Annotated in this window: 7 protein-coding genes; 4 read left to right on the top strand and 3 right to left on the bottom strand. The window is 59.6% G+C overall.

Annotation, left to right across the window (positions count from 1 at the left end; genetic code table 11):
- Position 1: 1 nt before the first annotated feature.
- The 3 genes from waaF to J2Y56_RS24255 form a co-directional block, all read right to left on the bottom strand.
- A complete protein-coding gene (gene waaF, locus J2Y56_RS24265; RefSeq protein ID WP_310353158.1) occupies positions 2-1,036 on the bottom strand; it encodes a lipopolysaccharide heptosyltransferase II in 1,035 nt (344 codons plus the stop codon).
- A 192-nt stretch (positions 1,037-1,228) separates the two neighbouring features.
- Positions 1,229-4,168, bottom strand: coding sequence for a bifunctional [glutamate--ammonia ligase]-adenylyl-L-tyrosine phosphorylase/[glutamate--ammonia-ligase] adenylyltransferase (gene glnE, locus J2Y56_RS24260; RefSeq protein ID WP_310353154.1), 2,940 nt, complete (start codon positions 4,166-4,168; stop codon positions 1,229-1,231).
- Positions 4,165-4,557, bottom strand: a complete 393-nt coding sequence (locus J2Y56_RS24255) for a hypothetical protein (protein ID WP_310353151.1) — start codon at positions 4,555-4,557, stop codon at positions 4,165-4,167. Before J2Y56_RS24255 ends, glnE begins: the two co-directional genes overlap by 4 nt.
- On the opposite strand from J2Y56_RS24255, the gene aceE reads away from it, so the two are divergent.
- The 4 genes from aceE (at position 4,552) to J2Y56_RS24235 (ending at position 13,698) form a co-directional block, all read left to right on the top strand.
- Complete coding sequence (gene aceE / locus J2Y56_RS24250; RefSeq protein ID WP_007947017.1) at positions 4,552-7,197, top strand: pyruvate dehydrogenase (acetyl-transferring), homodimeric type; 2,646 nt, start codon at positions 4,552-4,554, stop codon at positions 7,195-7,197. The genes J2Y56_RS24255 and aceE overlap by 6 nt on opposite strands.
- Before the next feature lie 11 nt (positions 7,198-7,208).
- The gene (aceF, locus tag J2Y56_RS24245) at positions 7,209-9,158 is read left to right on the top strand and encodes a dihydrolipoyllysine-residue acetyltransferase (protein ID WP_007947018.1); all 1,950 of its coding nucleotides are present in this window, start codon (positions 7,209-7,211) and stop codon (positions 9,156-9,158) included.
- A 265-nt stretch (positions 9,159-9,423) separates the two neighbouring features.
- Positions 9,424-10,818 carry an alkaline phosphatase D family protein gene (locus J2Y56_RS24240; protein ID WP_310353147.1) on the top strand — a complete coding sequence of 465 codons (1,395 nt, stop codon included), beginning with the start codon at positions 9,424-9,426 and terminating at the stop codon, positions 10,816-10,818.
- 192 nt (positions 10,819-11,010) lie between these two features.
- A complete protein-coding gene (locus J2Y56_RS24235) occupies positions 11,011-13,698 on the top strand; it encodes an EAL domain-containing protein (RefSeq protein ID WP_310353146.1) in 2,688 nt (895 codons plus the stop codon).
- The last annotated feature ends 4 nt before the right edge of the window (positions 13,699-13,702 follow it).

The raw sequence follows: 13,702 nt of genomic DNA, 5'->3' as shown, positions 1-13,702 counted from the left end.
ACTATTTGACCTCGACCACAGTGCCCTGCAACCGCTGCAAGGCTTCGTTCACGGCTTGCGGCATGAGCTGGCGCAAGCAGTTGTAATGGCCGAAACGGCACGTGCGATCGAAGCATGGGCTGCATTCGATGCCCAAGCGAACCACTTCGACATGCTCGGCCAACGGCGGGGTGAAACCCGGCGACGTCGAGCCATAGATCGCCACCAACGGGCGGTTCAAGGCGGCGGCGACGTGCATCAGGCCAGAGTCGTTGGACACCACCGCGTCGGCGCAGGACATCAGGTCAATGGCTTCGGCCAGCGAGGTGCCGCCGCTGAGGTTGACCGCCTCTTCCCGCAGACCGGGAATCAGCCGCGCGCGGATGTCTTCGCCCACGGCGTGATCGTTTTTCGAACCGAACAACCAGACTTGCCAGCCTTCGCGAATCTTCGCTTCGGCGACCTTGGCGTAATGCTCGGACGGCCAGCGCTTGGCCTCACCGAACTCCGCGCCGGGGCACAGCACCAACACCGGACGGTCGAGCGCCAGATCGAATTTAGCCAGCGTCGCTTCGCGGATGACCGGGTCGATCTGCAAGCTCGGCCGCGGATAAGGTATCGGCAGTTCGGTGCCTGGCTCGTACGCCAGGGCCATGAACCGCTCGATCATCAGCGGATAACGTTCTTTGTCCAGCGTGCGCACGTCATTAAGCAGGCCGTAGCGGAATTCGCCACGCCAGCCGGTGCGTGTCGGGATACTGGCGAAGAACGGCACCAGCGCCGACTTCAGCGAATTGGGCAGCAAAATCGCCTGGTCGTACTGACCAGCGAGGGATTTACCGATGCGCCGACGGGTCGCCAGCTCCAAGACACCGTGGCCGAGCGGAAAGCTCAAGGCCTGCCGGACTTCGGCCATGCGCTCCAGGATCGGCCGGCTCCACTCGGGGGCCAGGACGTCGATTTCGCATTGCGGGTGGCGTTGCTTGAGACTCTGAAACAGAGTCTGCGCCATCACCATGTCACCGACCCAACTGGGCCCAACGATCAGAATTTTCATGTGGCTTCCAAAAACGAACCGGGGAGGCATACGCCTCCCCGCCTCGAGAATTCTACAATCACCGCAAATTTAATGTGGGAGCGGGCTTGCCCGCGAATGGGCCAGAACCTCCAACATTGATGGTGACTGACACTACGCTATCGCGGGCAAGCCCGCTCCCACAGGGATATTCAGTGTTACAACTATCCTGTTTCAGCTTAGCCCCAGCTCACGCCAGATCCGCATGACCTGTCGCCTTTCATCCGCGAACTGGTCGCCCGGTATCACCCCGGCGTCCTTCTGCAAGGCCTGCCGGTGAGCGGCGGCGCGGTAGGCTTTATAGGCCTCGCGCAACAAGCTGGCGTCTTCGGCGGGCATCAGCCCTTCGTTTGCCAGCTCTTCCAGAATGCGGAAATTATCAGACCAGCGCAGCAATGACGGGCACGTTTGCGACCACGCCAAGGCCGCGTATTGCACCATAAATTCAATATCGACGATACCTCCGGCGTCCTGCTTGAGATCAAACGGCGCCGTGGCTTCGAAGGCATTCGCCCCGGTCCCGGCCGCCGTACTCTTGGTGCCGAGGTTATCGCGCATCTTCGCGCGCATCTCACTGACCTCTTGACGCAGGGTCGCCAGGTCTCGCGGCTTGCCCAGCACCGACGCGCGAACCCGCTCGAATTCCCGACCGACCTCCGCGCTGCCCACCAGCACCCGAGCCCTGACCAGCGCCTGATGCTCCCAGGTCCAGGCTTCGCCGTGCTGATAACGGGCAAATGCACCGATCGAACTCACCAGCAACCCCGATGCACCCGAAGGTCGCAAGCGCATGTCCACTTCATACAGCTGACCGGAGTTGGTCTGCGCCGTTAGCAAGTGAATGATTCGTTGCCCCAGGCGGGTGAAAAACTGCGCGCCATCGATCGGTTTCGGCCCGTCCGTTTCTGCCAGTGGATCGCCATCGTGGATAAACACCAGGTCCAGGTCCGAAATATGCCCGAGTTCCAGCCCGCCGACTTTCCCATAACCGACAATGATAAAGTCGGGATCGCACAATCTACCGTCAGCACGCGACGGCGTGCCGTACTTGGCCACGGTCTGGTGCCAGGCCAGGGCCAACACTTGTTCAAGAATCGCTTCGGCGAGCCAGGTCAGGTAATCGCTGACCTTCATCAACGGCAGGCTGCCGGCGATTTCCGAGGCGGCGACGCGCAAGCGGTGCGCCAGTTTGAAATGGCGCAGGGCTTCCATCTGCTGTTCGAGGTCGTCCTCGGGAATCCGCATCAGACGTTCGCGTAATTCGGCGGTCAGTTCCGGCGCCAGGGGCGGCTTGAACAACCGGCCTTCGTTGAGCAATTCATCCAACAGCAGCGGGAAGCGAGTGATTTGTTCGGCGATCCATGGGCTCGCGGCGCACAAGGTCAACAAACGCCGCAGTGCGCCGGGGTTTTCGGTCAGCAACACCAGATACGCGGAACGACGTGCTACGGCCTCAACCAGCGGCAGCACGCGCTCCAGCACCAAGTCGGGATTGGCATGCTCCACGGCCTGGGCCAGCAAGCGTGGGATAAACGCATCAAGGCGCTCACGTCCCAGCCGCTGCATCGCGCGCAACTGCGGACTGCCGCGCAGACCGGCCAAGGCTTTCAAGGCCTTGGTCGCCTCCTTGAAACCAGCCTCTTCCAACTGACGGCAAGCCGCTTCTTCGTCTTGAGCTTCTTCCCACAGCGGCAACCATTCCCCGCCCACCACCACTTCGCTTTGAGTGCCTTCTTCTTCGTCGGGATCGGCGATGACCTGAGCGAAGTGCCAGGCTACGCGGCCACGCCAATACATCAGCCGCTCATGGAAAGCGTTCCAGTCAGCGAAGCCCAACATAAAGGCAATACGCGCCTGATCTTCTGCGCCATCGGGCAACATCTGGGTCTGGCGATCGGCAATCGCCTGGATCGCGTGTTCGGTGTAACGCAGGAATTCGTAGCCATCGCGCAACTCGCTGATCACCGCCGGCGGCAGATAGCCCTGCCCTTCCAGCGTGTTCAGTACTTTTAATAGAGGGCGTTGTTGCAGGCTCAAGTCGCGACCGCCGTGGATCAGCTGAAACGCCTGGGCGATAAACTCGACTTCGCGAATGCCGCCGGAACCGAGCTTGATGTTGTCGGCCATGCCTTTGCGCCGCACTTCCTGCTGAATCAGCTGCTTCATGGTGCGCAGCGCTTCGATCGCCGAGAAGTCGAGGTAGCGCCGGTAAACGAACGGACGCAGCATCTCCTGCAATTGCGCGCCGGTCACTTGATCGCCGGCCACCACCCGCGACTTGATCATTGCGTAGCGTTCCCAGTCGCGGCCCTGATCCTGGTAATACTGCTCCAGCGCATTGAAGCTCAAGACCAATGCCCCGGCTGAACCGTAGGGCCGCAAACGCATGTCGACGCGGAACACGAAGCCGTCGACGGTCATCGGGTCCAGCGCCTTGATCAGGCGTTGACCGAGGCGGATGAAGAATTCCTGGTTATCCAGCGAACGCTTCACGCCGACCGTTTCGCCGCCTTCGGGGTAGGCGAAGATCAGGTCGATGTCCGACGAAAGATTGAGCTCCACGGCGCCCAGCTTGCCCATGCCGAGGATGACCATCGGCTGCGGTTCGCCGCTGCGCCGGCCGGTAGGTACACCGAACTGCTGACAATGACGCGAGTAGAGCCACTGATAGGCCTGATCGATGCTTGCATCGGCCATGTCCGAGAGGTCGCGGCAGGTCTGGACCAGGTCGGCCTGACGGGTCAGGTCGCGCCAGATGATTCGCACTTGCTGGCGGTTGCGCTGACGGCGCAGGGCGCGGCCGAGTTCGTCATCGGTTTGCGCCGCATTCACCGCCGCCGCAATCTGTCCGCACAGCTCGCCGGGGGTGAAACTGCGGTCCAGCTCACCGGACTGCACCAGCGCCAGCAACATCAAAGGATCACGCACGCTTTGTTCTGTCACGAAGTCGCTGGACGCCGTGACGCGGGCAAATTGTGCCCAGCGTTCAGGCGTCCAGGCCGACAGGCCATGATCGTCATCAAGTGCCGCTACGGCGGTACGGAACGACTGCTCGGCGCGGGTGACAAACGGCTGAAGAATGCCGGGCAGTTCGGCAAGCGTGGGGAGGCTCATGGTCTATCCTTGATCGGCGTGGAGACGGCTGCATGTAGTGAATTGTGAAAACCCGCTACCTGAAGGACTGTCGAACAAAAGTTAGAAATAGCTGAAAATTCTTTATTTTTGGCAGCGAACATCAAGCTTTCACCTTTTGTGGTTGGCAAAAGACCAACCTTAACGATTATTCTCACAACGCAGCCGGAGGCCACAAGCCATTCATCTGTAGTTTTACTACTCGTATATACATCCGAAAGGCTGAAATGCCCGAAGATTTGTAGTAAAACTACACGCCGCCGGAACAACCTATCGGCAATCCAAGAATTTATATCGTCTGCCCACAAGGCCAGTCGCAAACTCAGGCAACCGATTCTGGAAGCCTTTCCGCCCTGGAGCAAGCCATGCAAGACCTCGATCCCGTCGAAACCCAGGAATGGCTGGACGCCCTGGAATCGGTTCTCGACAAAGAAGGCGAAGACCGCGCTCATTATCTGATGACCCGTATGGGCGAATTGGCGACCCGCAGCGGTTCGCAATTGCCTTACGCAATCACCACGCCATACCGCAATACCATTCCCGTTACCCACGAAGCACGCATGCCTGGCGACCTGTTCATGGAACGCCGCATTCGCTCGCTGGTACGCTGGAACGCGATGGCCATGGTGATGCGTACGAACCTGAAAGATTCTGACCTGGGCGGTCACATCTCCAGCTTCGCCTCCAGCGCAACCCTGTATGACATTGGCTTCAACTATTTCTTCCAGGCCCCGACCGACGAACACGGCGGCGACCTGATCTACTTCCAGGGCCACACCTCGCCAGGCGTTTACGCCCGCGCATTCATGGAAGGCCGCATCACCGAAGACCAGATGAACAACTTCCGCCAGGAAGTCGACGGTCAGGGCCTGTCGTCCTACCCGCACCCGTGGCTGATGCCTGATTTCTGGCAGTTCCCGACCGTATCCATGGGTCTGGGTCCGATCCAGGCGATCTACCAGGCACGTTTCATGAAGTACCTGGAAGCCCGTGGCTTCATCCCTGAAGGCAAGCAAAAAGTCTGGTGCTTCCTGGGCGACGGCGAGTGTGACGAGCCGGAATCCCTGGGCGCGATCTCGCTGGCTGGCCGCGAAAAGCTCGACAACCTGATCTTCGTCATCAACTGCAACCTGCAGCGCCTCGACGGCCCGGTTCGCGGCAACGGCAAGATCATCCAGGAACTCGAAGGCGTGTTCCGTGGTGCCCAGTGGAACGTGACCAAAGTCATCTGGGGCCGTTTCTGGGACCCACTGCTGGCCAAAGACGTGGACGGCATCCTGCAACGTCGCATGGACGAAGTCATCGACGGCGAGTACCAGAACTACAAAGCCAAAGACGGCGCATTCGTGCGTGAACACTTCTTCAACTCGCCAGAACTCAAGGCGATGGTTGCCGATCTGTCCGACGACGAGATCTGGAAACTCAACCGTGGCGGCCACGACCCGTACAAGGTCTACGCGGCGTACCACGAAGCGGTCAACCACAAAGAACAGCCAACCGTGATCCTGGCCAAGACCATCAAAGGTTATGGCACCGGTGCCGGCGAAGCGAAGAACACCGCGCACAACACCAAGAAGGTTGATGTTGAAAGCCTGAAGCTGTTCCGCGATCGTTTCGACATCCCGGTCAAGGACGAAGAGCTGGAAAACCTGCCGTTCTTCAAGCCAGAGCCAAACAGCGCCGAAGCCCGCTACCTGAGCGAGCGTCGCACTGCACTGGGCGGTTTCGTACCACAGCGCCGCGCGAAGAGCATCAGCGTGCCAACGCCGCCACTCGATACCCTCAAGGCAATCCTTGATGGCTCGGGCGACCGCGAGATTTCCACCACCATGGCTTTCGTGCGGATCCTCGCGCAACTGGTCAAGGACAAGGAAATCGGCTCGCGCATCGTTCCGATCATCCCGGACGAAGCCCGTACCTTCGGTATGGAAGGCATGTTCCGTCAGTTGGGCATCTACTCCTCCGTCGGCCAGCTCTACGAGCCAGTCGATAAAGACCAGGTGATGTTCTACAAGGAAGACAAGAAGGGCCAGATCCTCGAAGAAGGCATCAACGAAGCAGGCGCCATGAGCTCCTTCATCGCTGCCGGTACTTCGTACTCCAGCCACAACCAGCCAATGCTGCCGTTCTACATCTTCTACTCGATGTTCGGCTTCCAGCGTATCGGCGACCTCGCCTGGGCCGCTGGCGACAGCCGTACCCGTGGCTTCCTGATCGGCGGCACCGCCGGCCGGACCACGCTCAACGGCGAAGGCCTGCAACACGAAGATGGTCACAGCCACATCCTGGCTGCCACTATCCCGAACTGCCGCACCTATGATCCGACCTACGGCTACGAGCTGGCGGTGATCATCCAGGACGGCATGAAGAAGATGACCGAAGAGCAGCAGGACGTCTTCTACTACATCACCGTGATGAACGAGTCCTACCAGCAGCCAGCCATGCCGGCCGGTGCCGAGGAAGGCATCAAGAAGGGCATGTACCTGCTTGAAGAAGACAACCGCGAAGCGGCGCACCACGTTCAGCTGATGGGCTCCGGCACCATCCTGCGTGAAGTCCGTGAAGCAGCGAAGATTCTGCGTGAAGAGTTCAACGTCGGCGCTGACGTATGGAGCGTTACCAGCTTCAACGAACTGCGTCGCGACGGCCTGGCCGTAGAGCGCACCAACCGTCTGCACCCGGGCCAGAAGCCTAAACTGAGCTTCGTCGAAGAGTGCCTGAACGGCCGTAAAGGTCCGGTCATTGCCTCTACCGACTACATGAAGTTGTTCGCTGAGCAAATTCGTCAGTGGGTTCCGTCCAAGGAATTCAAAGTCCTGGGCACCGACGGTTTCGGCCGCAGCGACAGCCGCAAGAAACTGCGTCATTTCTTCGAAGTCGACCGTCATTTCGTGGTGTTGGCAGCCCTGGAAGCACTGGCTGACCGTGGTGACATCGAACCTAAGGTTGTGGCTGAAGCCATCACCAAGTTCGGTATCAACCCGGAAAAACTCAACCCACTGGACTGCTGAGGAGAGATTCTGTGAGCGAACTCATTCGCGTACCTGACATCGGCAGCGGTGAAGGTGAAGTAATTGAACTGTTTGTGAAGGTCGGCGACCGTATCGAAGCCGACCAGAGCATCCTGACACTTGAGTCGGACAAGGCGAGCATGGAAGTGCCTGCGCCGAAGGCCGGTATCATCAAGAGCCTGAAAGTGAAGCTCGGCGATCGCCTGAAAGAAGGCGACGAACTGCTGGAGCTGGAAGTCGAAGGTGCCGCAGCTGCGGCCCCTGCGGCTGCCGCTGCGCCAGCCGCCAAGGCTGAAGCCAAACCGGCTGCTGCGCCTGCCGCCGCTCCTGCTGCTGCGCCGGCTGCTGCCAGCGTTCAGCAAGTGCACGTGCCGGACATCGGTTCGGCGGGCAAGGCCCAGATCATCGAGATCCAGGTCAAGGTCGGCGACACCGTCGCGGCTGATCAATCCTTGATCACCCTGGAGTCCGACAAGGCGAGCATGGAAATCCCGTCGCCTGCCGCTGGCGTGGTCAAGGCCATCAGCGTCAAGCTCAACGACGAAGTCGGTACCGGCGACCTGATTCTGGACCTGGAAGTGGCGGGTGCTGCGGCACCGGCTGCCGCCCCGGCCCAGGCGGCTGCTCCAGCACCCGCCGCTGCGCCTGCTCCTGCGGCAGCTCCGGCTGCTCCAGTGGCCGACAGCGTTCAGGACATCCACGTTCCGGACATCGGTTCGGCGGGCAAGGCCAAGATCATCGAAGTTCTGGTCAAGGCCGGCGACACCGTCGTAGCCGACCAGTCGCTGATCACCCTGGAATCCGACAAGGCGAGCATGGAAATCCCATCGCCCGCCGCTGGCGTGGTGGAAAGCGTTTCCATCAAGCTGGATGACGAAGTCGGTACCGGCGACCTGATCCTCAAGTTGAAAGTCAAAGGCGCTGCGCCTGCTGCTGCCCCGGCTCCGGCCGCTGCTGCACCGAGCGCTCCTGCCCCGGCCGCTGCGGCGCCTGCTGCTCCGGTAGCTGCCGCACCTGCCGCTGCACCGGCCAAGCCGGGCGCCAAGGTTCACGCTGGCCCGGCAGTACGCCAACTGGCCCGTGAATTCGGCGTCGAGCTGAACGCCGTCGGCGCCAGTGGCCCGCACGGTCGCATCCTCAAAGAAGACGTGCAGGTTTACGTCAAGGCGATGATGCAGAAGGCCAAGGAAGCACCGGCCGCTGCTGCGGGCGCAACCGGCGGCGCGGGCATCCCGCCGATTCCGGTTGTCGACTTCAGCCGTTTCGGTGAAACCGAAGAAGTGCCGATGACTCGCCTGATGCAAATCGGCGCGTCGAGCCTGCATCGCAGCTGGCTGAACATTCCACACGTGACTCAGTTCGATTCGGCTGATATCACCGAGCTGGAAGCGTTCCGCATTGCTCAGAAAGCCGTTGCAGAGAAGGCTGGCGTCAAGCTGACCATCCTGCCACTGCTGCTCAAGTCCTGCGCGCATATGCTCAAGGAACTGCCGGACTTCAACAGTTCGCTGGCACCAAGCGGCAAAGCGATCATCCGCAAGAAGTACGTGAACATTGGCTTCGCCGTCGACACCCCTGAGGGCCTGCTGGTACCGGTCATCAAGAACGTCGACCAGAAAAGCCTGCTGCAACTGGCAGCCGAAGCCGCTGCGCTGGCTGCCAAAGCCCGCGACAAAAAGCTCACCGCTGACGACATGCAGGGCGCTTGCTTCACCATTTCCAGCCTCGGCCACATTGGCGGCACCGGCTTCACGCCGATCGTCAACGCGCCGGAAGTGGCGATCCTCGGTGTTTCCAAGGCAACCATCCAGCCTGTCTGGGATGGCAAAGCCTTCCAGCCGAAGCTGATGCTGCCGCTGTCGCTGTCCTACGATCACCGCGTGATCAACGGCGCCGCTGCTGCACGCTTCACCCAGCGTCTGAGCAGTCTGCTGGCGGACATCCGCACGATCCTGCTGTAACACCGAGCGGCCCTCCCTCACCGGAGGGCCGCTCGCGTTCTACGTTTTCCGAGCGCCACGCTCGTACCTCAACCCCGCCAATTTGGCGGGGCTTTTTTTTGTCTTGATTTTTCCTACATTCGTGGCTGACAACGACCACAACGCCAGTCCACTTCCGCCCGATATTTTTCGCGAGCCAATAACTAGTCTTAGTCCGACTGACAGTTGATGAAACTGCATCAATCATTTTCTGCTTAGTTAGCAATTACTTCGAATGGATTCGAACATGTTCAAACCAACTGTCGGCCCTATTATTGGCCACACTACAACTAATCACGCGCGCATATTTGTGCGCGGCGAACTTCAAGATAACGCACTGGTATTTGCAGGCATTCGTTATCGGTGCGTGGGTGAAGAGCACTGGTCTCAAGGGACATTTGTAAAACTGACGCTCTTGCGCGATATGTCCGATGTCATCGCACTCAATGATTTGGCCAGCGACAGCGAGTACGAATATCAGGCCGGCTGGTTCAGCCCGATGAGTCCGGTGCATACCGTGGAGACCATTCAGGAACTGCCACTGCAATGGCCACGGGAGATTTACCGGTTTCGCACCCGGTCGAGAAAGACCAGCACGCCACGGGCTTATGTAGTCGGATCGTGCCGCTATCTGCGCATGACGGCGGGTATACCGTCTGCACCGCAACTAGGCGACCGGATTTTTGCTTCGATTTCTAATCTGGCACAGCAGGCAGACCCGCCTGTCAGCGCGATGCTGATGACCGGCGACCAAATCTATGTCGATGACCTGAACCTCATTGCTCCCGACCGGGACTACAAAGAAATACTCAGTAAATATCGTGCAGCATTTTCCCAACCGAACATCAAAAAGTTAATGTCCAACCTGCCGACTTACATGATCATCGACGACCATGAAATAGAAGACAACTGGCCCGCCAACGAAAGCAAGAGCGATGCTTACTTGTACAAAAATGCCATCGCGGCCTATGAGCTCTATCAAGCCAGCCATTGCCCGGCACACGAACTTTTAGCCAACGGACAAATAAGCAGAAAACTTGAACAGTATTGGTATCAGTTCGTCGAAGGCGATATTGAATGGTTTATCACCGACAGCCGCACTCGACGCAATTTATCAGCCGATGATCGCCGTATCCTCGACGAAGAACAGGAACAGGCACTGCTCAAATGGCTGATCCACAGCCAGGCAAGGGTCAAATTCGTGGTCACCAGCGTGATGTTCTACCCCGACCGCAAACTCCATGGCGATGACGCCTGGAAAGCCTTTCCGGAACAACGCCTACGGTTGCTGGAAACTATTCGTACGCACCGGATCAAGAACGTCGTCTTCGTATCGGGTGATGTTCATGGATCCTTGACGAGTCGCCTGACCCACAGCGAAGACCCGGACTTCGAGGTTCACACCATCGTCTCCTCGCCACTGTGTAACAGCAAACTGCTGCCGTATGCCAAGGCCTCCACGTTCATCCTGGATCAGGCGCTGGTGCAAACGGCTGCGGGGGACTATCGGCATGAACTGACCAGCAACGTGGTCAGCCAGGACAATTTCGCCCACCTGATCGTTGATCGCGGGCAGATTCAGGTCAATTACCACGATCGGGACGGCAAGCGATTACAAAGGGTCAACATCCCTCTGCACTAAGGCGAAGAAGGCCAAATGCGTTAGTTTTTAGCCAGTATTGGAGAAAACTTCACTCCTGCCGACATATTCTTATAGCACTTGGCCTTCATGTCTCTTGTCAGTCGGGGCCGCAATGATGCAACCTTGCCGCAGACAACAGTTAAGAGGGCGAGAGCCCGGCGCGTTCAGCATATTCGAAGCGAGTTTCCCTCCATGAAAAGCCAACCCGATGCCGCCAGCCGTATGGTGGCCGAGGTAGTGACGCAGTTGCCTGTGCCCTCGCGGCTCGGCATGCTGCGTTTCGAACGGCTGAATGAACCTAGCTGGGCGCTACTGTTTCTGGACCCTAATTGCGAACGTCATTTCGGGCTGCCAGCCGTAGACTTGTGTGCGCTGGTCGACTCACCCTACGCCAGCCTGATGGAGCCCGAAGCGCGCTATCAGCTGCATGACGCGGTCCAGCAGCAACTGACTGACAGTCCGAACTACCAGATCCGCTACACCTTGCACACCGCCTCGGGCGCCTTGAACCTGCTGGAACTGGGCGAAGCCTATAAACAACACAATCGGCACCTGTTACGCGGCTATCTGCTCGTGGTCGACGACCTGCTCGACAGTAATCCGCTATTACCCGATCTGGAATCACAGAACTCGCGCCTGCAAATCGCCCTGGAGCTCAATCAGCTTGCCCAGCAGGTACAACTGCAGCATCTGGAGCGGGTACGCGCCCAGCAGGATCTGATCCTGTTGCTGACTCGCCAGCGCTACAGCAGCAACAACTCTCTGCAAGAAGCCGCCGAACTGATCACCCGCAGTGCCTGTGATATTTACCAAATTGACTGTGCCAGCCTGTGGAACCTTGAAGGTTCGATGCTGGTGCCGATTTCGGCCTATCACCGCGCCAACGGGGAATACCAGTTGCCGGAGCCGATCGATGTCAGCGGCTTCCCCGATTACCTCGAGGCCTTGCACAGCAGCCGTGCCATCGACGCCCAAAACGCCATGCGTGACCCGCGCACCCGGCACATGGCCGAGCGCCTGCGCCCGCGCGATGTGAACGCAATGCTCGACGCCAGTATCCGTGTCGACGGTCAGGTCGTTGGCGTGCTGTGCCTGGAACAGAGCGGTGCGAGCCGCGCCTGGCAGTCGGACGAAATCGCTTTTGCCGGCGAGCTGGCGGATCAGTTCGCCCAGGTCATCAACAACCACAACCGCCGCACCGCCACCAGCGCCCTGCATCTGTTCCAGCGTGCGGTGGAACAAAGCGCCAACGCCTTTTTGCTGGTCAATTGCGACGGCGTGGTGGAGTACGTCAACCCGAGCTTCACCGCGATCACCCAGTACACCACCGAAGAAGTCCACGGCCAGCGGCTGTCGGAACTGCCGGCACTGGAAAACCTCAGCGAACTGCTGTTCGACGCGCCCTCGGCGCTGGCCAAGAGCAATAGTTGGCAGGGCGAGTTCAAGAGTCGACGCAAAAACCTCGAACCCTACTGGGGGCAGCTGTCGATCTCCAAGGTGTACGGCGATAACCGCGAGTTGACGCACTACATCGGCATTTACGAAGACATCACCCAGAACAAACTCGCCCAGCAGCGCATCGAGCGCCTGGCCTACACCGATAACCTGACCAACCTCGGCAACCGCCCGGCGTTCATCCGCAACCTCGACGAACGTTTCGCCCGAGACACTGATACCCCGATCAGCCTGTTGCTGGTGGACATCGACAACTTCAAGCGGATCAACGACAGCCTCGGTCACCAGACCGGCGACAAACTGCTGATCAGCCTGGCCCGACGTCTGCGTAACAGCCTGAGCCCGAGCGGCAGCCTGGCGCGCTTCGCCAGTAACGAGTTCGCCGTGCTGCTGGACAACACCGACCTGCGCACCGGCCAACAGGTTGCCCATCAGTTGTTGATGACCCTCGACAAGCCGATGTTCGTCGATAACCAACTGATCAGCGTCACCGGCTCCGTGGGCCTGGCCTGCGCGCCGTTACACGGCCGTGACCCGCAAACCCTGATGCGCAACGCCGGTCTGGCGCTGCACAAAGCCAAGGCCAACGGCAAGCATCAGGTCCAGGTGTTCACCGAGGCGCTGAATGCCGAGGCCAGCTACAAGCTGTTCGTCGAGAACAACCTGCGCCGCGCACTGACCCAGAACGAACTGGACGTGTTCTACCAGCCCAAGCTCTGCCTGCGCAGCGGCCGTCTGCTGGGGATGGAAGCGCTGCTGCGCTGGAACCATCCGGACAAAGGCATGATCCGTCCGGACCAGTTCATCAGCGTCGCCGAGGAAACCGGCCTGATCATCCCGATCGGCAAATGGATCGCGCGCCAGGCCTGCCGCATGAGCAAATCGTTGAGCGCCGCTGGCCTGGGCGATCTTCAAGTCGCCATCAACCTGTCGCCCAAGCAGTTCTCCGACCCGGACCTGGTGTCGTCCATCGCCAACATCCTCAAGGAAGAAGCGTTGCCGGCCCACCTGCTGGAACTCGAACTCACCGAAGGCCTGCTGCTGGAAGCCACCGAAGACACCCACCTGCAACTCGACCAGCTCAAGCGCCTGGGCCTGACCCTGGCCATGGACGACTTCGGCACCGGTTACTCGTCGCTCAGCTACTTGAAAAAATTTCCGATCGACATCATCAAGATCGATCGCAGCTTCATCCACGAAATCCCCGACAACCAGGACGACATGGAAATCACCTCCGCGGTGATCGCCATGGCCCACAACCTGAAACTCAAGGTCGTGGCTGAAGGCATCGAGACGGCCGAGCAGTTGGCCTTCCTGCGCCGCCACCGCTGCGACGTCGGCCAGGGCTACCTGTTCGACCGGCCAATCCCCGGCGACGAGCTGATCGAAAAGCTCAAACGCTATCCGCGTGGCCCGTTCGCCTGACAGC

The sequence above is a fragment of the Pseudomonas sp. BE134 genome, from assembly GCF_031456105.1.
Lineage (GTDB): Bacteria > Pseudomonadota > Gammaproteobacteria > Pseudomonadales > Pseudomonadaceae > Aquipseudomonas.
This window is presented reverse-complemented; position numbering and strand designations above follow the sequence as displayed.

What these genes read in the sequence shown, in the direction of transcription:
- glnE (WP_310353154.1), bottom strand. Translation starts at nt 4,168, where the DNA reads ATGAGCCTCCCCACGCTTGCCGAACTGCCCGGCATTCTTCAGCCGTTT.
- J2Y56_RS24240 (WP_310353147.1), top strand. Translation starts at nt 9,424, where the DNA reads ATGTTCAAACCAACTGTCGGCCCTATTATTGGCCACACTACAACTAAT.
- J2Y56_RS24235 (WP_310353146.1), top strand. Translation starts at nt 11,011, where the DNA reads ATGAAAAGCCAACCCGATGCCGCCAGCCGTATGGTGGCCGAGGTAGTG.
- aceE (WP_007947017.1), top strand. Translation starts at nt 4,552, where the DNA reads ATGCAAGACCTCGATCCCGTCGAAACCCAGGAATGGCTGGACGCCCTG.
- waaF (WP_310353158.1), bottom strand. Translation starts at nt 1,036, where the DNA reads ATGAAAATTCTGATCGTTGGGCCCAGTTGGGTCGGTGACATGGTGATG.